The sequence below is a fragment of the Bradyrhizobium sp. URHC0002 genome, assembly GCF_054059515.1.
This window is the reverse complement of record NZ_JBSSCF010000001.1, coordinates 6,802,582-6,822,654: the sequence shown is the minus strand read 5'-3', so window position 1 is coordinate 6,822,654 and position 20,073 is coordinate 6,802,582. Positions and strand designations below refer to the sequence as shown.

Sequence of the window (20,073 nt, the reverse complement as noted above, 5' to 3'; positions counted from 1 at the left end):
TTGGCGCTATTACATCTTCATCAAATGGGCGCTGATCGTTGCCGCGGTCGTGCTGGCCTTGCGATTGTTCGGAGTGTTTTGACGCGATGGGACAAGCGTTACCCAAACCCGGCTTGCGGCCGTATCTGCCAGCGGATGTTCCGATGCTGGCGGCGATCTTCGTTGCCGCCATCGAGGAGCTGACCGGCGACGACTACAGCGAGGCGCAGCAGGAAGCCTGGGCTGCTTCTGCCGAAGACGAAGAAGCGTTCGGCAAGAAGCTCGCCGGACAATTGACGCTGATCGCGACCATCCAGAACGCGCCTGTTGGATTCGCCTCGCTGAAGGGCGCCGATCACATCGACATGTTGTTCGTGCATCCGAGCGTGGCCGGGCAGGGCGTCGCCTCGATGCTGGTCGACGCACTGGAGAAGCTGGCGGGCGCGCGGGGGGCGAAAACCCTGACGGTCGATGCCAGCGACACGGCGGAGCCGTTCTTCAAGAAGCGTGGCTATGTCGCCAAGCAGCGCAACACCGTCACCCTCAATGGCGAATGGCTCGCCAACACCACGATGCAGAAGACGCTGGCCGATGGATCAGCGCCGGGAGTTCCGACATGAGCCGCGAACGCCTCTATCTGTTCGACACCACGCTGCGCGACGGCGCGCAGACCAACGGCGTCGATTTCACGCTGCACGACAAGCAGATCATCGCGCAGATGCTGGATGAACTCGGCATCGACTATGTCGAGGGCGGCTATCCCGGCGCCAATCCGACCGACACCGAATTTTTCGCCGAAAAGCCGAAGCTCGACCACGCCAAATTCACGGCGTTCGGCATGACGCGCCGTCCCGGCCGCTCGGCTTCGAACGATCCGGGGCTTGCGGGGCTATTGGAAGCCAAGGCCGATGCGATCTGCTTTGTCGCCAAATCCTCGGCCTATCAGGTGCGGGTGGCGCTGGAGACCACCAATGAGGAAAATATCGCCTCGATCCGCGACAGCGTCGACGCGGCAAAGGCCGCCGGCCGCGAGGTGATGGTCGATTGCGAGCATTTCTTCGACGGCTACAAGGAGAACGCCGATTTCGCGCTGGCGTGTGCGAAGGCGGCCTATGATTCCGGCGCGCGCTGGGTGGTGCTGTGCGACACCAATGGCGGCACCATGCCCCATGAGGTCGAAACCATCGTAGGCCACGTGACAAAACATATCCCGGGCAGCCATGTCGGCATCCACGCCCATAACGACACCGAGCAGGCGGTCGCCAATTCGCTGGCCGCGGTGCGCGCCGGTGCTCGGCAGATCCAGGGCACGCTGAACGGGCTCGGCGAGCGCTGCGGCAACGCCAATCTCTGTTCGCTGATCCCGACGCTGCGCCTGAAGAACGAGTTTTCCGACGCGTTCGAGATCGCTGTCACGGACGAGAAGTTGGCGACGCTGATGAAGGTGTCGCGCACACTGGATGACATGCTCAACCGCGCGCCGAACCGGCATGCGCCTTACGTCGGCGAAAGCGCCTTCGTCACCAAAGCAGGCATTCACGCCTCGGCGATGATGAAGGATCCGCACAGCTACGAACACGTGTTGCCTGAATCCGTCGGCAATCTCCGCAAGGTGCTGGTGTCCGACCAGGCCGGCCGCTCCAACGTGATGGCCGAACTCGACCGCGCCGGAATCGTTTACGAGAAAAGCGATCCAAAGCTGGCGCGCCTGGTCGATGAATTGAAGGAGCGGGAAGCTGCGGGTTATGCCTATGAATCCGCCAACGCCTCGTTCGATCTACTGGCGCGGCGCACCCTCGGCCGCGTGCCGGAATATTTCAAGGTCGAGCAGTTCGACGTCAATGTCGAGCAGCGCTACAACGCCAACGGCCAGCGCATCACGGTGGCGCTGGCGGTGGTGAAGGTCGATGTCGCCGGCGAACGCCTGATCTCGGCGGCGGAAGGCAACGGCCCAGTGAATGCGCTCGACGTCGCGCTGCGCAAGGACCTCGGCAAGTACCAGAAATACATCGAGGGCCTGAAGCTGATTGATTACCGCGTGCGTATCCTCAATGGCGGCACGGAAGCGGTGACGCGGGTCTTGATCGAGAGCGAGGACGAGAACGGCGAGAGCTGGACCACCATTGGCGTCTCGCCCAACATCATCGACGCCTCGTTCCAGGCGCTGATGGATTCGGTGGTCTACAAGCTGGTGAAATCAGGCGCGCCGGCGTGAGGTGACGCAGGGCGTGCCGCAAGCACCGTCATTGCGAGCGCAGCGAAGCAATCCATCGTCCCGCAAAGAAAGTATAGATTGCTTCGCTGCGCTCGCAATGACGGGGAGAGAGCAGGGGGCCATTCCATGATCGACCACATCTCCGTCGGGGTCAGCGACCTCGAACGCGCCGCGCGGTTCTATGAATCGACACTGGCTGCGCTCGGCCTCTCACGCCTCGTCACCCGTCCGGCCACGATCGGTTTCGGCAAAACCTACCCCGAATTCTGGATCAACCTGCGCGCCGGCATGGCGAAGGTCGCGCCCGAGAGCGGCACCCACATCTGCCTGCGTGCCAAAGCAACCGGCGATGTCGATGCGTTCCACGCCGCGGCGCTCAGCGCCGGCGGTCGCTCCGACGGCGCGCCGGGCCTGCGGCCGCATGATCGCGTCAAATATTACGCCGCCTTCGTCATCGATCCCGACGGTAACCGCATCGAGGCCGTCACGTTTCCGGCCGAGTGAATCTGTAGGGCGGATTAGCGAAGCTCAATCCGCCGCGTCGGTGGGTTAAGCCTTCGGCTAACCCACCCTGCAAAATTGAATCGACCGACAGCCTACAGCTTCCGCGCCAATTCCGGCGCCATTTCCCTGCTGCCTTCGGGAGTGCGGGCTGCGGCGGCGCGCAGGCGCGGCACAATGTCTTCGACCCGTTCAGCCTTGAGAATGTCGATATCCATCGACGCGCGGATGAACTCGGTTTCGCGCATATGCGCCAGCAGCGCGATCAGCGGCTCCCAGAATCCGTCGATGTTGGCGAGCAGCACCGGCTTGGTGTGACGGCCGAGCTGCTGCCAGGTCATCTGCTCGACCAGTTCTTCCAGCGTGCCGACGCCGCCGGGCAGCGCGACGAACGCATCGGAATGTTCGAACATCAGCCGCTTGCGCTCGTGCATGTCGGGCGTGACGATCATTTCCTGAACGCGCGTCAGCATGTTTTCGCGGGATCGCAAAAAATCCGGAATGATCCCGGTGACCAGGCCACCGTGATCCAGCGTGGATTTGGCGATCGCACCCATCAGCCCGACCGATCCGCCGCCATAGACGAGCCGGATATTGTTCTCGGCGAAAGCCTTTCCCAGAGCGTGGGCAGCTTCGACAAAGCGGGGGCTGGTGCCGGGGCCGGAGCCGCAATAGACACAAACGGTTTTGATTTGTTCGGTTTTGATTTGATCCATAGAGATCATGTGGCACTGCACCCAGGAAAGCTCAAGTCTGGCTTGCTTCGCGGATGCAGCAGAAATAGGCCCGAAATCAAACCAAACGGGGGAAAGATTTATCTTTCAAGGCTGTACGGGAGAGTTAAACGCTCTATATGACGGACTTATGCAGATCATCAGAAACCATCTGACGGCGAGCGGTGCGCCATCTTGCGTTGGGCCGGACAGCAATGGCTGATCCTGATTCGCCCGCCGGCGCCGCCCAATCTCCGGCCAGCAGCTCTCCCGAAAAAGCGACCCTGATCGGGACGCTGGTACATTTGTGGCCCTATATCTGGCCTGGCGATCGCGCGGACCTGAAGATGCGCGTGGTCTGGTCGATGGTGCTGCTGCTGGTCGCGAAGCTCGCGACGCTGATCGTGCCGTTCACCTTCAAATGGGCGATCGATGCGCTCAACGGCACCGGCTCTGCGCCCGTCGAAGCGTCGAACTGGACGCTGTGGCTGATCGCATCGCCCCTGTTGATGACCGCAAGCTACGGCGCGGTGCGGGTGCTGATGGCGGTATTGACGCAGTTTCGCGACGGCATCTTCGCCCGCGTCGCGATGCATGCGGTGCGCAAGCTTGCCTACATCACCTTCGTCCACATGCACGAATTGTCGCTGCGCTTCCATCTGGAGCGCAAGACCGGCGGCTTGACGCGGGTGCTGGAGCGCGGCCGCACCGGCATCGAGGTGATCGTGCGGATGGTGATCCTGCAGTTGATCCCGACTATCGTCGAGGTGTCGCTGCTGATGGCCGTGCTGCTGTGGCAGTTCGACTGGCGCTACGTGCTGGTCACCGCGATCACCGTCGTGATCTACATGTACTACACCTACATCGCCACCGAATGGCGGATCGAAATCCGCCGCAAGATGAACGATTCCGACACCGAGGCGAACACCAAGGCGATCGACTCGCTGCTCAATTACGAGACGGTGAAATATTTCAGCGCGGAGCAGCGCGAGGCCGAACGCTACGACCGCTCGATGGAGCGCTACGAGCGCAACAGCGTCAAGACCTATACCTCGCTGGCGGTGCTCAATACCGGGCAGGCGGTCATCTTCACAATCGGGCTCACCACGATCATGTTGATATGCGCGCTGGGCGTGCGCAATGGCACCAATACGGTCGGCGATTTTGTTCTGGTCAATGCCATGATGATCCAGCTCTACCAGCCGCTGAATTTCATGGGCATGGTCTATCGCGAGATCAAGCAGGCGATCATCGACATCGAGAAGATGTTCAACGTGCTGCAGCGGAATCCCGAGATCAAGGATATCCCGGGTGCTGCGCCGCTCGTCGTCAGCTCCGGCAATGTGCGCTTCGACGACGTGCGCTTTGCTTATGATCCGGAGCGGCCTATCCTCAAGGGCCTCAGCTTCGAGGTGCCCGCCGGCAAGACGGTGGCGATCGTCGGTCCTTCGGGCGCCGGCAAGTCGACGATTTCCCGGCTGCTGTTCCGCCTCTATGACGTCTCCAGCGGAAAAATCCTGATCGACGGCCAGGACGTCAGGAACGTCACGCAAGCGAGCCTGCGTGCCTCGATCGGCATGGTGCCGCAGGATACCGTGCTGTTCAATGACACCATCCGCTACAACATCCGCTACGGCCGATGGGACGCTGGCGATGCCGAGGTCGAGCAGGCAGCGCAACTGGCGCAGATCGACACTTTCATCCGGATGTCGCCGAAGGGCTACGAAACCCAGGTCGGCGAGCGCGGCCTGAAACTGTCGGGCGGCGAGAAGCAGCGCGTGGCAATTGCGCGCACTGTGCTGAAGGCGCCGCCGATCCTGGTGCTGGATGAGGCGACGTCTGCGCTCGACAGCCACACCGAGCATGAAATCCAGGAAGCGCTCGAGCGCGTCTCGCGTGGCCGCACGTCGCTGGTGATCGCGCACCGGCTGTCGACCATCGTCGGCGCCGATGAAATTATCGTGCTGGATCAAGGGCGCATTGCCGAGCGTGGCACCCACATCGGGCTTTTGGCGTCCGGCGGGCTCTATGCCAGTATGTGGAACAGGCAGCGCGAGGCCGAGGAGGCGCGGGAGAAACTCGCCCAGATCGACGACGGCCGCGAGGCGCCGAACCGCGCGCCGCCGCCGGTCGACGATCCGCTCAATGATCCTCCCAAAGGGCCGGCTCCAGCCAAAGATCCCTTGGCAACTGCCGCGGAATAATCCAAATACCGCGCTACTTCCAAAGGCGGCGAAGTCGGCCAGATAACAGCGAGCCCTAATGTCGATTGCGAACTCCATCCGCGCGCAGATCCCGCCGATCCATCCCGAGGGTTATCCCTTCATCGGCGCTTTTGCGGCGGTCAGCCTGATCCTGTTCTGGATCTGGACGCCGCTCGGCTGGATCGGCACCGCCTTGACCGTCTGGTGCGCGCTGTTCTTCCGCGATCCCGTTCGCGTCACGCCGGTGCGCGAAGGCATCGTGGTGTCGCCGGCCGATGGCCGCGTCTCCATGATCGCACAGGTGTTGCCGCCGGCCGAACTCGGCCTCGGCGACCGGCCGCTGCCGCGCATTTCGATCTTCATGAGCGTGTTCAACTGCCACGTGAACCGCAGCCCGGTGGCGGGCCGGATCGACCGCATCACCTACCGGCCCGGCGCCTTCATCAACGCCGAGCTCGACAAGGCCAGCGAAGACAATGAGCGCAATTCGCTTGTCATCTCGACCACGAACGGGCGGATCGGCGTGGTCCAGATCGCCGGCCTGGTGGCGCGGCGGATTGTCTCATTCGTGCGGGAAGGCCAGTCAATCGGCGCCGGCGAGCGGTTCGGCCTGATCCGCTTTGGCTCGCGTCTGGACGTTTATTTGCCCGAAGGTTCGAAATCGCTGGTTTCCGAGGGCCAAACGGCGGTTGCCGGCGAGACGATTTTGGCCGATTTCGGCTCCAGCGAGCAGGGACGGACGTTTCGCGCCGATTAACCACCCCGGGCCGCCTGAAGGGCCAGGCCGCCGCCAATGGCGAACCGGGCCGGCGCTTGCTATATGATAGCTGGCCATGCTGACCCCAGATCCCAAATACCCTGAACTGCGCCGCCGCCGGTTTCGCCCGATCCCGGTGCGGATGCTGGTGCCCAACGTCATCACCTTGCTCGCGATCTGCGCCGGGCTGACGGCGATCCGCCTGTCGATCGAAGGGCGGATGGAGCTCGCGGTTGCCGCCATCGTATTCGCGGCCGTGCTGGACGGGGTCGACGGCCGTGTCGCGCGCATGATCAAGGGCCAGTCGAAATTCGGCGCCGAACTCGACAGCCTTGCGGATTTTGTCAATTTCGGCGTTGCGCCTGGCCTGATGCTGTACTTCTGGCAGCTCCATGAGCTGAACAATGGCGGCTGGATCGCAGCGATGGTGTTTGCGATTGCCGGCGGCCTGCGGCTGGCGCGTTTCAACGCCAGTATCGACGATCCGAACAAGCCACCCTTTGCGGCGAATTATTTCACCGGCGTGCCGGCGCCGGCCGGTGCCATCCTTGCGATGCTGCCGTTCTATCTGGCGTTTCTCGGCGTCTCGAAGCCGCCGGCCGTGCTGACCGCGTCCTACACGCTCTTGATCGGCTTCCTGATGGTGTCGCGCCTGCCGGTCTTTTCCGGCAAGACGGTGCGGATGCGGGTGCCGCCGGAAATGGTGCTGCCGGTTTTTGTCTCCGTGGTGTTCTTTGTCGCACTGCTGATCGGCTATCCCTGGCACATCCTGTCGATCGGCTCGGTGCTCTACCTCGGGAGCCTGCCCTGGGGCTGGAAAACCTATCGCGACCATGAACGCAACGCCGCCGCCGCGCAGCCGGCGCCCGTGGCGGACGCCGCGGCACCGTCATCTCCGGCGGCGACGTTTTCGCCCGTCCCTGATGATGCCGAGGACGAACGGCCGACGCGGTTGAACTGAGCATCCTCGCCACTCGCCGATATAGCTGCCATGAGCCGCCGCCGAGTTGGGTTCTATCCCAATCTCGGCTATAGGGGCTTGGCGACATACGGCCTCAAAGAGCCGGGCCGAAAATTCAGGAGAGAACGCCGTGAACAAAGCCGTTACCGCCCCGCTGCCTGCTTCCGTCCTCGAAGCGCTGGCGCGCTATGACACGCCGACGATCTGCAATGCGATGGAAATCGTCGCGCCCGAACGCCGCCTGATCGGCTATACCACCAAGCCACTGGTCTGCCCGTTTCCTGATTTGCCGCCGATGGTCGGCTATGCCCGTACCGTGACGATCCGCTCGGTGCTCAAATCCACCCTTCCTGCCGATGAGCAGTCGAAGCGCCGCATCGCCTATTACGAATATGTCGGGACCGGCTTTGGCCCGCGCATCACCGTGATCCAGGATATCGACGGCGCCGATGTCGGCTACGGCGCATTCTGGGGTGAGGTGCAGAGCAACGTGCACAAGGCGCTCGGCTGCCTCGGCGTCATCACCGACGGCTCGATCCGCGACATCCCGCAATGGGCGCCGGGCTTCCAGGCGCTGGCCGGTTCGGTCGGACCGTCGCACGCCTGGGTTCACGCCGAACACTGGGGCGGCGAAGTGCGCGTCGCCGGCATGACCGTGCATTCCGACGACCTCATCCACGCCGACCAGCACGGCGCCATCGTGATCCCCACCGACATCGCGGCGAAGATTCCCGAAGCCGCTGAGCTGTGCGGCCGGCGCGAAACGCCGATCCTGGACATCGCCCGCAGCCCCGACTTCACGCTTGAGAAGCTCAAAGAGGCGCTGAAGCGTTCGTCCGAGATCCACTGAGCGGGCGCGGCCGTCAATGCCGGTTCGCGCCGGCGGCAATAGTGGATGTCGTCGTGCAACAAAACGAAAATGGCTTCTTCAAATTCGTCTGGCGATTTAACGCGCTGGCGATAGCCGGCGCCGCCACGATCTGCATTGTGCTGGGCCTGTTCGCCGGGCTGAGCATCTTCAACGCCGAACCGCGACCGCATCGGGGCGCCAACGTTGTCAACGTCGACCAGGAGAGCAAGGCATCGGAGGAATTTTCGCTGGGCGACCCGAGCGCAATCGCCGGGATACCCTACGTGCAAGTTCCTCTTTACCGCGGACGCCATTATGGCGTGGGATCGATCTATTCGGGGGGAAGACAGCAGGCAGTCAACTTCCTTTTCCTGAACATTTCGACCAATGAGAGCCGATGGCTGTTCAGCGGCGTTGGCCAGTTGATTCTCGAGAGCCACGTGCTGTTCAACAAATTGAAAGATGCGAACGACCCATCACGCGCGGCCGTTGCGGTCGTTCATGTCGTTGTGGAGAAAGACACCGATGGCGACAAGCGGCTGACGGAGAAAGACGCCATCTCCCTTGCGACGAGCGCGACCGATGGGACAAACTACAGGAAATTGGTCGAAGGCGTTGATCAGCTCTACTCCGTCAAACAGATCGCCGATGACAAAGTTCTGGTGCTCTATCAGAAGAACCGGGAAACCGTCTCCGAGCTGTACGGCGTTCCATCCATGGCGCCTCTGCTGCAGGCGAGCGTTCCAAAGGTCAATATGAACTAGCGAAGACGTGCAAGAATGCACGCTCGAGATCGGGGAGGGAGTGATGAGGAAGCTCGTTGCCGCGCTGCTGCTGGTCATGGGTTGCGGCGCCCTTGCGCAGGCGCAAACCTATCCCTCCCGCCCGATTACGCTGGTGGTGCCGTTCCCGCCGGGCGGTTCGACCGATGCCGCCGCCCGGATCATGGCCGAGCGGATGCGCGCAACGCTCGGGCAGTCCGTCGTGATCGAAAATGTCGGCGGTGCCGGCGGCAGCATCGGCGTCGGGCGTGTCGCCCGCGCTGCGCCCGATGGCTACACCTTCGACATCGGCCAATGGGACACCCATGTCGGCAGTATCATCTACAAGCTCGACTACGACCTCGAAAAAGACTTTGAGCCGATCGCGCTGGTTTCGAACAATCCGCAACTCATGGTCGCCAAGAACGATCTGCCGGCGAATACGCTCGGCGAACTCGTGACGTGGATGAAAGCGAACCCCGGCAAGATCAACTTCGTCAACCAGAACGCGGCTGCGAACGTCACGGGCGTGCTGTTCGAGAACCTGACCAAACAGAAAGTGCAGTTCATTCCCTATCGCGGCGCAGGCCCGGCGATGACCGACCTGATCTCCGGCACGGTGGATCTGCTGGTGGTGCAGGGCGCGGTGGCGCTGCCGCAAATCCGCGCCGGCAAGATCAAGGCGCTGGCCAATCTCTCGGCCACGCGCTCGGCCTCGATGCCGGATATTCCGACCGCGGACGAGACCGGCGTGCCCGGCCTCTATATGTCCGGCTGGTTCGGCTTCTGGGCGCCAAAGGGCACCCCGAAGGATATCATCGCCAAACTCAACGCTGCGACGGTGGAGGCGCTGGCCGACCCTGCGATCCAGAAGCGGTTCACCGAACTGGGGCTCGACGTCGCGCCGCGCGCGCAGCAGACCCCGGAGGGACTGGCAGCCTTCCAGAAGGCCGAGATCGAAAAATGGTGGCCGATCATCAAGGCCGCCGGTATCGGCGCGCAGGCGCAGTAGGCGCGCTCGCTATGGTTAGCGAATCCTTGAGATCGTGCGGATACTGACCCGCAATTCTACGATCGCGCTTTAGGCTTAACCTTTACGCGTCTTTAATGGCGCGGTCGTAGGGTGCCTCCTGCGCAGCTCCGGATGAGCCGCGCGACCGGTCAGAATGGCCGGTAGTTCGGGTATGCGTCGGAGTTCAGAATGGATATCACTACGCTCCTTGGCCTGGTCGCCGGCGCCATCGTCCTGTCGACGCTGATCCTGATGGGCGGTGACTTCCGGATGTTCTACGACATTCACGCCGTCATCATCATCTTCGGCGGCTCGTTCGCAGCGACCCTTATCCGGTTTCCGCTCAGCGCGATCCTGCACGGCATGCCCTTGGGGGCAAAATTCGCCTTCACGATGAGCCGTCTCTCGGCGCGCGATCTGGTCGACGAACTGGCCCGCATCGCCGAAATCGCCCGCAAGCAGGGTCCGGTCGGCCTGGAAAAGGTCGAGACCGATGAGCCTTTCCTCGCCAAGGGAATCCGCTACGTCGCCGACGGCTACGATCTTGAATTCATCCGCGACAACATGGAGCGCGATCGCGACAATTTTCTGATGCACCTGAACGAGGGGTCGAAGATCTATCGCGCCATCGGCGACTGCGCGCCGGCATTCGGCATGATCGGCACGCTGCTCGGCATGGTGCAGATGTTCTCGAACATGTCAGACCCTTCGAAACTCGGTCCGTTCATGGCGGTCGCCTTGCTGGCGACGCTATACGGCGCGCTCGTCGCAAACCTGATCTGTCTGCCGATCGCCGACAAGCTGCATGGCAAGCTGATCGACGAGGAAACCAACCGCACGCTGATCATCGACGGCATCCTGATGATCCGCGATTCGAAGAGCCCGGCGCTGGTGCGTGAAATGCTGCTGGCCTATCTGCCCGAGAAGCATCGCCACGAGGAAGGCGAACTGGCGCCGGCCTGATCGGCACCGGCATCCAGGCGCGGAGATAGAGCATGGCCAAGAAAAAACGCGAAGAGGCACATGGCGGTCACGGCTGGTTCGTGACCTTTGCGGATCTGATGGCGCTGCTGTTGGCATTTTTCGTGATGCTGGTCGCATTCTCGACGCAGGATGCGGCCAAGCTGAAGATCGTCGCGGGTTCGATGCGCGATGCGTTCGGCGTGCAGACCGAGTCCCGATATTCCGGAATCGTCGAGGCCGACGGCCTGCCGACGCGGCCGAAGCTGAAGAATGTCGAGCATATTTCGCCTGAGGATTCCTCCAATACGCCGACGCCCGACGAGAGGGACCGGCAGCGCGAAAGCGGCGCCCGGCTGAAGGTCGATCGCGAGTTCGCGCTCGCTTCGGCTTCATTGCGCCAGGCGCTGCAGGACATGCCGGAATTGACCGAAATGTCCAAGCACATCATGTTCGAGGAAACCAAAGAGGGTCTCAATCTCGAAATCGTCGACCAGGATGGCCGCTCGATGTTCGCCGACGGCTCCAAGGTGCCCTACGACCGCACCCGCCGGCTGATCCAGAAACTGGCCGTGCCGTTGAAGGCGACGCCGCTGCGGGTCAACATTGTCGGCCACACGTCGGCCGGCTTCGTGCCGGCGCGCGGCGAATATGGCGCGTTCGATCTGTCGGCGGACCGCGCCAACGTCGTACGCCAGATCCTGGAACGCGAGGGGCTGCCGCAATCCCACATCTACGCCGTCGGCGGCAGGGCCGACAGCCAGCCATTGTTTCCCGACGATCCGACATTGCCTGCAAACCGTCGCGTCACCATCACATTGATGCGCGAAAATCCGCCGCTGCCGCCCAACCTGAAGCCGTAAGATCGCGGAACTACCATAATACCATTTCGATATTTCGATTCGCTTTGCGTGAGCTCCGCATCGCATGCGGTGCTATGCTTGTCCGACGATTGACAGGCCGCGCGGAAGCGTCGATAGCCGCCCGGATCAATTCAACGATGAGAACGTTCCTTTTCCATCATGACTGTTAGCGTCACATCGACCGAAGCCCAGGCCCATGAGGGGCAGGCCACCTCTGGCTTTTTGGCCCTGACGCTGGGAAGCATCGGCGTCGTGTTCGGGGATATCGGCACCTCGCCGCTGTATGCGTTTCGCGAGGCCGTCACCCACGCGGCGAATGGGGCGCCGGTGTCGCGCGCCATCGTGCTCGGCGTGCTCTCGCTGATCCTGTGGTCGTTGTTCATCGTCGTGACCGCCAAATATGTGCTGCTGCTGTTGCGCGCCGACAACAACGGCGAGGGGGGGACGCTGTCCCTGATGGCGCTGGGGCAGCGGGCGTTGGGCCGGCGAAGCCTCCCGTTGCTGGCGCTCGGCGTCGTCGGCGCCTCGATGTTCATCGGCGATTCCATGATCACGCCGGCGATTTCGGTGTTGTCGGCGGTCGAAGGTCTCAAGCTGGTCACGCCCGCGCTCGAACATTATGTGGTGCCGCTGACGATCTTCATTCTGGTCGTCCTGTTCTCGGTGCAGAGCAGCGGCACCGCGCGCGTCGCCTCCGCCTTCGGTCCGGTCATGGTGGTTTGGTTCGCGACATTGGCGGTGATGGGCCTCGTCCACATCTCGGACGACCCCACCGTCATGGCGGCGATCAATCCCTGGTTTGCGATCCAGTTCATGCTTTCCCACGGCACCATCGGGCTGGTGACGATGGGCCTGGTGTTTCTGGCCGTGACCGGCGGCGAGGCGCTTTATGCGGATCTCGGCCATTTCGGACGTAAGCCGATCCAGGCCGGATGGTTCTATCTCGTGATGCCGGCACTCCTGATCAATTATTTCGGGCAGGGCGCGCTGGTGTTGTCCGATCCGGCGGCGATCGAAAATCCGTTCTATCGGCTGGTCCCCGAAATCCTGCTGCTGCCGCTGGTGGTGCTGGCGACAGCGGCGACCGTGATTGCGAGCCAGGCAGTGATCACAGGCGCCTTCTCGCTGATCCGCCAGGCCGTGCAGCTCGGCCTGCTGCCGCGCTTCGAGGTGCGATACACCTCGGAAACCCATGCCGGCCAGATCTATTTGCCGCGCGTCAACCGGCTGCTGCTGATCGGGGTCGTGCTGCTGGTGCTATTGTTCCGTACCTCGAGCGGTCTGGCTTCGGCCTACGGCATCGCCGTTTCCACGACCATGGTGGTCGACGGCATCATGGGTTTTGTCGTGGTCTGGAAATTGTGGAACTGGCGCGCGGCCACCGCGGCGGCCGTGATCCTGCCTTTCGTCGTCGTCGACATGAGCTTCTTTGCCGCCAACCTCTTGAAGCTGTTCGAGGGCGCCTGGGTGCCGCTGCTGTTCGGCGTTGCCGTGGCCGTGATGATCTGGACCTGGCGGCGGGGTGCGGCGATCCTGACCGCGAAGACGCGGCGCATCGAGGTGCCGCTGGCGGACCTGATCAAGAGCCTGGAAAAGCGTCCGCCCCACATCGTCAAGGGCACAGCGGTGTTTCTCACCTCCGATCCGAGCTTCGTGCCGACTGCGATGATGCACAATCTCAAGCACAACAAGGTGCTGCACGAGCACAATGTGATCCTGACCATCGAAACCGCCCAGACGCCGCGCGTCGATCCGTCCGAGCGCGTCAAGATGGAGACCATCAGCGAGAAGTTCTCCACGGTGCGGCTGCGGTTCGGCTTCATGGAATCGCCGAACGTGCCCAAGGCGCTGGTGATCGCGCGCAAGCTCGGCTGGCAGTTCGACATCATGGCGACATCGTTCTTCGTGTCGCGGCGGTCGCTTAAACCCTCGGCGCAGTCGGGCATGCCGCTATGGCAGGATCATCTGTTCATCGCGATGAGCCGGTCGGCGAACGACGCCACCGACTACTTCCAGATCCCGACGGGACGGGTGGTCGAGGTCGGAACTCAAGTAACTATTTGATTTTCCACGAAATAGTAACTCGGTCGGGTTCCGCTATCCATGCGGGCGGCGCATACCGGAGGCCTGAATTCCGGCTAACCTGTGCAAGCGGGCCGGGAGTATAGGGCTGCCTTCCTGCATTTGTGCAGTGCGGCAAACGACCGAGGCCCCTCTCATGTCAGTCCAGTTTGCGATCCCCGCGGCGGAAACGCCTGCGGCCAATGGGCATGGCGAAGCGCATTCCACGGCTACCTTCAGGGCCCTGATGCTCGGCAGCATCGGCGTCGTTTACGGCGACATCGGCACCAGCCCCTTATACGCGCTGCGCGAGGCGGTGGTTGCCGCCAGCGGGACTTCGGCCGCGCCGCAGGCCGTGCTCGGCGTACTCTCGCTGATCCTGTGGGCGCTGATCGTGGTGGTGACGCTGAAATACGTCGTCATCCTGCTGCGCGCCGACAACAACGGCGAGGGCGGAACGCTGGCGCTGATGGCGCTGGCGCAACGCGCGGTTGGCATTGGCAAGGGCCGCGCCGCGATCGTGCTGCTCGGCATCATCTCCGGCGCACTGTTCTACGGCGACGCAGTCATCACGCCGGCGCTGTCGGTGTTGTCGGCGATCGAAGGCATCAAGCTCGTCACCGTCACCTTCGAGCACTATGTCGTGCCGCTGACAGTGATCATTCTGGTGGCGCTGTTTGCCGTGCAATCCCGCGGCACCGCGCGCGTCGCCGCGTTTTTCGGACCGGTCATGTGCGTCTGGTTCGCCGTCATTGCAGTCGCGGCCGTGCCGCAGATCATGCGGCATCCCGAAGTGCTGCTCGCGCTCAATCCGCTCCACGCCGTTTCCTTCATGCTCCATCACGGCATGATCGGTTTCGTGACGCTGGGTGCGGTGTTTCTCGCGGTCACCGGCGCGGAGGCGCTCTATGCCGATCTCGGTCATTTCGGCAAGCGGCCGATCCAGACCGCGTGGCTCTTCATCGTGCTGCCGTCGCTGGCGGTGAACTATCTGGGGCAGGGCGCGCTCCTGATCGCCGATCCCAAGGCGATCGAGAACCCGTTCTTCCTGATGTTCCCGGACTGGGCGCTGATCCCGATGGTGGCGCTGGCGACGGCGGCGACCGTGATTGCGAGCCAGGCCGTCATCACCGGCGCCTATTCGCTGACGCGCCAGGCGATCCAGCTCGGCCTGATGCCGCGGTTCGAAATTCGTCATACCTCGGAAGCCCATTCCGGCCAGATCTACATCCCTCGCATCAACATGCTGCTGTTCATTGCGGTGATGCTGCTGGTGGTCCTGTTCCGCTCGTCGAGCGCGCTGGCCTCGGCCTATGGCATCTCCGTGACCGGGACCATGGTGGTCACGGCCATGATGGGCTTTGTCGTGATCTGGCGCGTCTGGAAATGGTCGCCGATCGCGGCAGCCGCTCTGATCGCGCCGTTTTTGTTCCTCGACATCACCTTCCTCGCGGCCAATCTGTTGAAGGTGTTCGAGGGCGGCTGGGTGCCCTTGGCGCTGGGCGGCATCGTGATGCTGTTGATGTACACGTGGCGCCGCGGCAGCCGGCTGCTGTTCGAGAAATCGCGCAAGCTGGAATTCCCGCTCGCCGATCTGGTGGCGATGCTGGAGAAGCGCCCGCCGCAGCGCGTCTCCGGCACCGCGGTGTTCCTGACCAGCGATCCCGACAGCGCGCCGACGGCGCTGATGCACAGCCTGAAGCACTACAAGGTGCTGCATGAGAAGAACGTCATTCTCACCATCGAGACCGCGCCGACGCCGCGGATCGATCCGGCCGAGCGGGTGCGGATGGAGCAACTCAGCGAGACCTTCTCGCGGGTTACGCTGAAGTTCGGCTTTATGGAATCGCCCAACGTACCGAAGACGCTGGCGATCGCCCGCAAGCTCGGCTGGCAGTTCGACATCATGTCGACATCGTTCTTCCTGTCGCGCCGTGCGCTGAAGCCGGCTGCACATTCGGGCATGCCGCGCTGGCAGGATTTGCTGTTCATCCGCCTCAGCCGCTCCGCCAATGACGCCACGGATTATTTCCAGATTCCGACCGGGCGGGTGGTGGAAGTGGGAACGCAGGTCACAATCTAGGGGCTGAACCCCTACATTCCGATCGGGCGATGTCTGCGATGGCGGCCCGCCGGTTGTGCCTCACGCTTTGGCAGCGCCGATCGTATCGGCAACGCTGGCATCTCGGGCTCCAAGAGGCTTATTGCCTCCGACCGTCGAGTCCTCGGCGGTCTGATGCTCAATCTCCGCGTTCAGTTCGGCGCCCAGCAGGATGACGATCGTCGACATCCACATCCACATCATCAAACCGATTGCCGCACCTAGCGAGCCATAGGTTGCGTCATAGTGTGCGTAATTAGTCAGGTAGAACGAGAGCAATGCCGATCCCGCAAGCCAAGCCAGGGTTGCGAATACGCTGCCTACCGTAATCCATTGCCATCGTGGTGTGCGCCGGCTGGGCGCATACCGATAAAGCACGGCCAGGCCGAACAATGTCATCAGGACAAGGACCGGCCATCTGCCGTATCGAATGATCGCGTCCGTAACCGAATTCAGACCGATAGCGGCGAGGACCAGCGGCAGGGCGACGATCGTCCCGATTGCCACCAATACGGCGATCAGGCCGCCGAAGGTGAAGGCAAGGGAGACCGCGTTAAGCCGAAAGAATCCGCGTTCCTCTTTTTCCTCGTACGCTACATTGAGCGCGTCGATCACTGCTTTCATGCCGCCATTTGCGCTCCACACGGCCAGCAAGAAGCTGAAAAGGAATGCCGTTCCAAGCTTGACGTCCCCCTTGGCAAGCACGCGATCCGCTTGGTCTCTGACAATGTCCATCGCTCCCCCTGGCAAGAGGCTGCCCAGTGAGGATAGGTGCTCGTTGATCGTACTGCCCTTCGCGAACAGGGCGTAGGAGGATACCAGCGCGGTGATCGCGGGAAAGAGCGCCAGCAGGCCGTAAAATACGACGCCGGCGGCTACTGCAAGAAGGCGGTCGTTGTTCATCTGCTCATAGGTGCGAAGCAGGATATCCTTCCATCCCTTCCACGGAATCTGCCACGGCGTATCGGCGTGCCGCCCCCGTCCGGCTTCTCCGCCAATCTCGTGCGTGGAACGAGAAGCGCTCGTCGAGGCAGAGCTCCTCCGTGGGTCTTCTCGTGAATTCAAATATCTCACGTTGGGCATGGTTCGCCTTTTTTAGAGCGTGTCTTTCAATGCCCTGGACCCTTTCCCTGTTCCTAGCGCTCGAACGCTCCACTTTCGACCGAACCTACGCTCCATCCGGCGAGAGCGCCGAAACTGCGCCGAGGCGGCTGATCGACCCGGCCGAGCGTGAGCAGCTCGGCAAGCCTCTCCAGGGTCTCATTGAAGTCGGTTGGGGGGACCTGCTGTTTATCCTACTCAGCCGCTCGGCCAACCATGCCACCGACTCTTTCCAGATGCCGAGGGGGCGGGTGGTGAAGTGGGAGCGTCAGGCCACAATCTGCGGCGTAGACCCAAAGTTCCACCCTAAATTGTCGCTGGACGGCAACAGCTTCATTGTTTCTTGGCCGGAACAGAACATCTGACTCCCCACGCATCCCGGTTTGGATCAGTCTCTGAAAGCTGGGGGGCGGCGGATCGAAGTTCTACCCCCCGCTGGCCGCAGGGCGCGAATGCCCGCGGCATTTTATGTGGGACCGTGCTCGGAAGCCCGCGCTGAAGCCTTGCGTGGCAAATATTCCGATGCGATGGTCTGGCATTGTGAGGAGTAGCGCAAATGCGTTTCGTCGGCGCGAACGACCGTCCCAGCCCCGATAGTCCGGAATACTATGCACCGCGCGCGGATCGCGGCATGGCAGACCCACGATCTAGCGCGACACCGCGAATGAGCACAGGCCAGTTGCCTGCCGATTCCCCTTCGTCTCGTTTTGATGAGATGCGCGAAGAAGCCTTCGCCAAATTCGCCCGTCCGTTGGAGTCCCAGTTCGTTTACGGACGCCGTTCATCCCGCGGACTGCTCGCCACTGCGGGCGCAATTGCCGTAGCGATCGGTGCCACCGTGATCCTGGCGCTCGTTTTGTTTAACATGTTTCCAAGGTCAAAAAGTGATCCCGCGGAACTCGCCGTTTCCATTTCGACGCCTGCATCGGCGACACCGGCCCAGGCGACGTCCGAAGACTCCCGGGCACTGCTTGAAGGATTCAAGCAGTTTCAAAAGATACAAGGAAGCGACGGCCCGGCTGTTTCCGAACCCGCCGTCGCTGGAACGTCCAAAGAAGCACCCGAAAAATCCCAAGCCCTGCTTGATAAGTTCATGCAGTGGGAGCAACGGAAATAGCGTCAAGCACAGGGCGCGCTTGCCGGCGAGTTCCGAAAGCCTTCTGACCGTGTTCCAAAGTTAGCCGGGAGCGCTCAGGACGGCTCCGGCGCGGGACGCACAGCGGTTTTCAGGCCAGCTGTTGCGCCAGGATCGGCGCCGTACAGGTTCGACCCCTTGGTGCCCGGCAGGATGCCGAGCTCGACGATGCCCCATAGCGCGGGCGCAAGGCTCGCAAAAATCAGGATCGAGCCGGTCGAGAAATCTCCGCTCCGGCCGGTTCTGGGGTCGTCAAAGAAGACGATGCTGAAGCCGCCGCAGAACAGGGCGAAGGGGAGCAGCCAGAAAACCAGCAGCCACCAGCCGTTCTTGTCGCGGTCGTGCAATCGCTTGCTGCCCACGGCCAGCATCGGCCACAGGCTTAAGAGCCAAATGAACTGCGAGGTCAAGGCGATCAACAGGACGGCCGCCCCTTCGCTGTTGAGGAGAAAGGGCGCGAAGGTCAAGACCAGCACCGCCACGATCAGGGCGAGGATCGCCAGCCAATAGGTGCGGCGGCCGATGCGGCCGTCGAAGCTGAAAAGGACCTTCTGCAGTTTCATCGCATCCTCGCCAGCGGCGTCCTCTCGGGTGCTTTGATTGGTAGCTACGGCGGCAGATTCGGTTCGAAACGGAGTTCCTTCAGGCAGCGGACAGTGGATCGGGTCCGTAACTGTTCGCCCCCTTCGTGCCTGGCGGCCTTACTCTTCCGGAAGCGAATGCTCGAGGAAAAAACGTAGCATTTCCCTTGTTGCGTCCGGTCCGCGCGGATCAGTGTAGGAGCCTGCGGGGCTACCTCCGGACCATGCGTGGCCGGCTCCGTGGATATTCCAGTGCTCCAACATTCCGCGTCCACTCGCGTCGCTCAGGATGGTTCGTGTATAGGCGTGCCCTCCGGGTACTTGCCCGCGATGCACCTTCTTTTGTGTACTCGTCGTTCTCACAGACTGCTCGAGAATTTGACCGCCGTTGTTCGGGTGCACGGTCGTGTCGCGATCGCCGTGAAAAACAATGGTCGGGAGAGGTGGCCGGTCACCTGAAACTACCTTGTGACCAGACCCGCCTTGCCGCATAGCGACCAGCGCAGAGGGAAGGTCGGTAGCAACCCCGCATGCGAGGCCGGAGTGTATGCCGATTGCCGCGTACAGATCGTTGTAGGTTGCTCCCATGACGGCCGCGGCAGCCGCTCCGGCCGACAACCCGCCCACGTAGACGCGCTTTCGATCAACCAAGTAGTCATCCATGACCTGGCGCGTGATGCCTGCGATAAGCGAGGGTTCACCTCTGCCTCGCTGCTGGTCGGCTGCGCGAAACCAGTTCCAGCATTTCGACTGGTTTGCCTGGCTGGGCTGGGCTGGATAGACCACGAAGCAATTCTGTTCCTCCGCGAGAAAGTTCATCCTCGTGCCGGCGGCGAAATCATCCGGCGACTGGGTACAGCCGTGAAGCATGACGACCAGGGGAAGCGGTTGCTCCCGGTAGCGGCTCGGGATGAAGAGCCTGTAGGCCCGGCTTCCCGCGGCACTGCTGTACGTTCTTTCAATGAACCGGGCGCCCTCCGGCACGATATCCGGCGTAGATAGCGGGGCGCGCTTCATCACGCCTCGCAGTCCGATCCCGGAGCGGCCCTCTTTGCGATCCAGTAATGCGCGGAGCATGCGCGGTTGGGCTGATGTGGCTGGCTCTGACTGCGGAGGACTGTCCGTCTCCTCAACAGCATTGGCCTTCACATCAATGATGAGCGGTCCGGCAAGCGCGATGCGACTGCCGGTATCCGATGGCGCGTCTGGCGCACTCTCGCCGCGAAGCATGCGCTGAAGCAGCGCGGTGGCCTCAACGAGCTGGCCCGCGCGCGTGAGGCGTGTCGCTTCCCGAATGATGTCCTGGTTCAGCATCGCC

General features: G+C 62.4%; 19 protein-coding genes. 15 read left to right on the top strand and 4 right to left on the bottom strand.

What is annotated here, in order from left to right:
- The first annotated feature begins 86 nt into the window (after positions 1–86).
- The 3 genes from ACVWVY_RS33380 to ACVWVY_RS33370 all read left to right on the top strand — a co-directional run bounded on the left by ACVWVY_RS33380 (position 87) and on the right by ACVWVY_RS33370 (position 2,698).
- Positions 87–599, top strand: coding sequence for a GNAT family N-acetyltransferase (locus ACVWVY_RS33380; RefSeq protein ID WP_456630367.1), 513 nt, complete (start codon positions 87–89; stop codon positions 597–599).
- Positions 596–2,194 (top strand): citramalate synthase, encoded by a 1,599-nt coding sequence (cimA, locus tag ACVWVY_RS33375; RefSeq protein ID WP_456630366.1) that lies wholly within the window; start codon positions 596–598, stop codon positions 2,192–2,194. Before ACVWVY_RS33380 ends, cimA begins: the two co-directional genes overlap by 4 nt.
- Positions 2,195–2,320: 126 nt before the next feature.
- Positions 2,321–2,698, top strand: a complete 378-nt coding sequence (locus tag ACVWVY_RS33370) for a VOC family protein (protein ID WP_456630365.1) — start codon at positions 2,321–2,323, stop codon at positions 2,696–2,698.
- A gap of 92 nt (positions 2,699–2,790) precedes the next feature.
- On the opposite strand, the gene ACVWVY_RS33365 is transcribed toward ACVWVY_RS33370, so the two are convergent.
- On the bottom strand, positions 2,791–3,411 hold the full coding sequence (locus ACVWVY_RS33365) for an LOG family protein (protein ID WP_456630364.1): 621 nt from the start codon (positions 3,409–3,411) through the stop codon (positions 2,791–2,793).
- A 212-nt stretch (positions 3,412–3,623) separates the two neighbouring features.
- Between ACVWVY_RS33365 and ACVWVY_RS33360 the strand changes: the two genes are divergently transcribed.
- The 10 genes from ACVWVY_RS33360 to ACVWVY_RS33315 all read left to right on the top strand — a co-directional run bounded on the left by ACVWVY_RS33360 (position 3,624) and on the right by ACVWVY_RS33315 (position 15,920).
- Complete coding sequence (locus tag ACVWVY_RS33360; protein WP_456630363.1) at positions 3,624–5,612, top strand: ABCB family ABC transporter ATP-binding protein/permease; 1,989 nt, start codon at positions 3,624–3,626, stop codon at positions 5,610–5,612.
- A 58-nt stretch (positions 5,613–5,670) separates the two neighbouring features.
- On the top strand, positions 5,671–6,369 hold the full coding sequence (locus tag ACVWVY_RS33355; protein ID WP_456630362.1) for a phosphatidylserine decarboxylase: 699 nt from the start codon (positions 5,671–5,673) through the stop codon (positions 6,367–6,369).
- Between the two features lie 79 nt (positions 6,370–6,448).
- Entirely contained in the window at positions 6,449–7,330 is an 882-nt protein-coding gene (locus ACVWVY_RS33350) for a CDP-alcohol phosphatidyltransferase family protein (RefSeq protein ID WP_456632373.1), read from the top strand.
- A gap of 130 nt (positions 7,331–7,460) precedes the next feature.
- Positions 7,461–8,180 carry an RraA family protein gene (locus tag ACVWVY_RS33345; protein WP_456630361.1) on the top strand — a complete coding sequence of 240 codons (720 nt, stop codon included), beginning with the start codon at positions 7,461–7,463 and terminating at the stop codon, positions 8,178–8,180.
- A 41-nt stretch (positions 8,181–8,221) separates the two neighbouring features.
- On the top strand, positions 8,222–8,944 hold the full coding sequence (locus ACVWVY_RS33340) for a hypothetical protein (protein ID WP_456630360.1): 723 nt from the start codon (positions 8,222–8,224) through the stop codon (positions 8,942–8,944).
- 43 nt (positions 8,945–8,987) lie between these two features.
- Positions 8,988–9,953, top strand: a complete 966-nt coding sequence (locus ACVWVY_RS33335; RefSeq protein ID WP_456630359.1) for a Bug family tripartite tricarboxylate transporter substrate binding protein — start codon at positions 8,988–8,990, stop codon at positions 9,951–9,953.
- 189 nt (positions 9,954–10,142) lie between these two features.
- A complete protein-coding gene (locus tag ACVWVY_RS33330) occupies positions 10,143–10,916 on the top strand; it encodes a motility protein A (protein ID WP_456630358.1) in 774 nt (257 codons plus the stop codon).
- Between the two features lie 32 nt (positions 10,917–10,948).
- Entirely contained in the window at positions 10,949–11,776 is an 828-nt protein-coding gene (locus ACVWVY_RS33325) for an OmpA/MotB family protein (RefSeq protein ID WP_456630357.1), read from the top strand.
- A 159-nt stretch (positions 11,777–11,935) separates the two neighbouring features.
- Positions 11,936–13,840, top strand: a complete 1,905-nt coding sequence (locus ACVWVY_RS33320) for a potassium transporter Kup (RefSeq protein ID WP_456630356.1) — start codon at positions 11,936–11,938, stop codon at positions 13,838–13,840.
- A gap of 154 nt (positions 13,841–13,994) precedes the next feature.
- Entirely contained in the window at positions 13,995–15,920 is a 1,926-nt protein-coding gene (locus ACVWVY_RS33315) for a potassium transporter Kup (protein WP_456630355.1), read from the top strand.
- Between the two features lie 60 nt (positions 15,921–15,980).
- On the opposite strand, the gene ACVWVY_RS33310 is transcribed toward ACVWVY_RS33315, so the two are convergent.
- The gene (locus ACVWVY_RS33310; protein ID WP_456630354.1) at positions 15,981–17,021 is read right to left on the bottom strand and encodes a YihY/virulence factor BrkB family protein; all 1,041 of its coding nucleotides are present in this window, start codon (positions 17,019–17,021) and stop codon (positions 15,981–15,983) included.
- A 29-nt stretch (positions 17,022–17,050) separates the two neighbouring features.
- On the opposite strand from ACVWVY_RS33310, the gene ACVWVY_RS33305 reads away from it, so the two are divergent.
- Both ACVWVY_RS33305 and ACVWVY_RS33300 read left to right on the top strand, forming a co-directional pair.
- On the top strand, positions 17,051–17,404 hold the full coding sequence (locus tag ACVWVY_RS33305; RefSeq protein ID WP_456630353.1) for a hypothetical protein: 354 nt from the start codon (positions 17,051–17,053) through the stop codon (positions 17,402–17,404).
- Positions 17,405–17,595: 191 nt separating this feature from the next.
- Entirely contained in the window at positions 17,596–18,156 is a 561-nt protein-coding gene (locus ACVWVY_RS33300) for a hypothetical protein (RefSeq protein WP_456630352.1), read from the top strand.
- A 74-nt stretch (positions 18,157–18,230) separates the two neighbouring features.
- Here ACVWVY_RS33300 and ACVWVY_RS33295 read toward each other — a convergent pair whose 3' ends face one another.
- Positions 18,231–18,737 carry a DUF805 domain-containing protein gene (locus tag ACVWVY_RS33295; protein WP_456630351.1) on the bottom strand — a complete coding sequence of 169 codons (507 nt, stop codon included), beginning with the start codon at positions 18,735–18,737 and terminating at the stop codon, positions 18,231–18,233.
- 138 nt (positions 18,738–18,875) lie between these two features.
- Complete coding sequence (locus ACVWVY_RS33290; RefSeq protein ID WP_456632372.1) at positions 18,876–20,069, bottom strand: extracellular catalytic domain type 1 short-chain-length polyhydroxyalkanoate depolymerase; 1,194 nt, start codon at positions 20,067–20,069, stop codon at positions 18,876–18,878.
- Positions 20,070–20,073 lie beyond the last annotated feature (4 nt).

Bases quoted from the DNA above. Each gene is read 5' to 3' on its own strand.
- ACVWVY_RS33320 (WP_456630356.1), top strand. From the start codon at position 11,936: ATGACTGTTAGCGTCACATCGACCGAAGCCCAGGCCCATGAGGGGCAG.
- ACVWVY_RS33335 (WP_456630359.1), top strand. From the start codon at position 8,988: ATGAGGAAGCTCGTTGCCGCGCTGCTGCTGGTCATGGGTTGCGGCGCC.
- ACVWVY_RS33370 (WP_456630365.1), top strand. From the start codon at position 2,321: ATGATCGACCACATCTCCGTCGGGGTCAGCGACCTCGAACGCGCCGCG.
- ACVWVY_RS33325 (WP_456630357.1), top strand. From the start codon at position 10,949: ATGGCCAAGAAAAAACGCGAAGAGGCACATGGCGGTCACGGCTGGTTC.
- ACVWVY_RS33315 (WP_456630355.1), top strand. From the start codon at position 13,995: ATGTCAGTCCAGTTTGCGATCCCCGCGGCGGAAACGCCTGCGGCCAAT.
- ACVWVY_RS33330 (WP_456630358.1), top strand. From the start codon at position 10,143: ATGGATATCACTACGCTCCTTGGCCTGGTCGCCGGCGCCATCGTCCTG.
- ACVWVY_RS33290 (WP_456632372.1), bottom strand. From the start codon at position 20,069: ATGCTGAACCAGGACATCATTCGGGAAGCGACACGCCTCACGCGCGCG.
- ACVWVY_RS33305 (WP_456630353.1), top strand. From the start codon at position 17,051: ATGCCCTGGACCCTTTCCCTGTTCCTAGCGCTCGAACGCTCCACTTTC.
- ACVWVY_RS33355 (WP_456630362.1), top strand. From the start codon at position 5,671: ATGTCGATTGCGAACTCCATCCGCGCGCAGATCCCGCCGATCCATCCC.
- ACVWVY_RS33380 (WP_456630367.1), top strand. From the start codon at position 87: ATGGGACAAGCGTTACCCAAACCCGGCTTGCGGCCGTATCTGCCAGCG.
- ACVWVY_RS33360 (WP_456630363.1), top strand. From the start codon at position 3,624: ATGGCTGATCCTGATTCGCCCGCCGGCGCCGCCCAATCTCCGGCCAGC.
- ACVWVY_RS33365 (WP_456630364.1), bottom strand. From the start codon at position 3,411: ATGGATCAAATCAAAACCGAACAAATCAAAACCGTTTGTGTCTATTGC.
- ACVWVY_RS33300 (WP_456630352.1), top strand. From the start codon at position 17,596: ATGCGTTTCGTCGGCGCGAACGACCGTCCCAGCCCCGATAGTCCGGAA.
- cimA (WP_456630366.1), top strand. From the start codon at position 596: ATGAGCCGCGAACGCCTCTATCTGTTCGACACCACGCTGCGCGACGGC.
- ACVWVY_RS33295 (WP_456630351.1), bottom strand. From the start codon at position 18,737: ATGAAACTGCAGAAGGTCCTTTTCAGCTTCGACGGCCGCATCGGCCGC.
- ACVWVY_RS33310 (WP_456630354.1), bottom strand. From the start codon at position 17,021: ATGCCCAACGTGAGATATTTGAATTCACGAGAAGACCCACGGAGGAGC.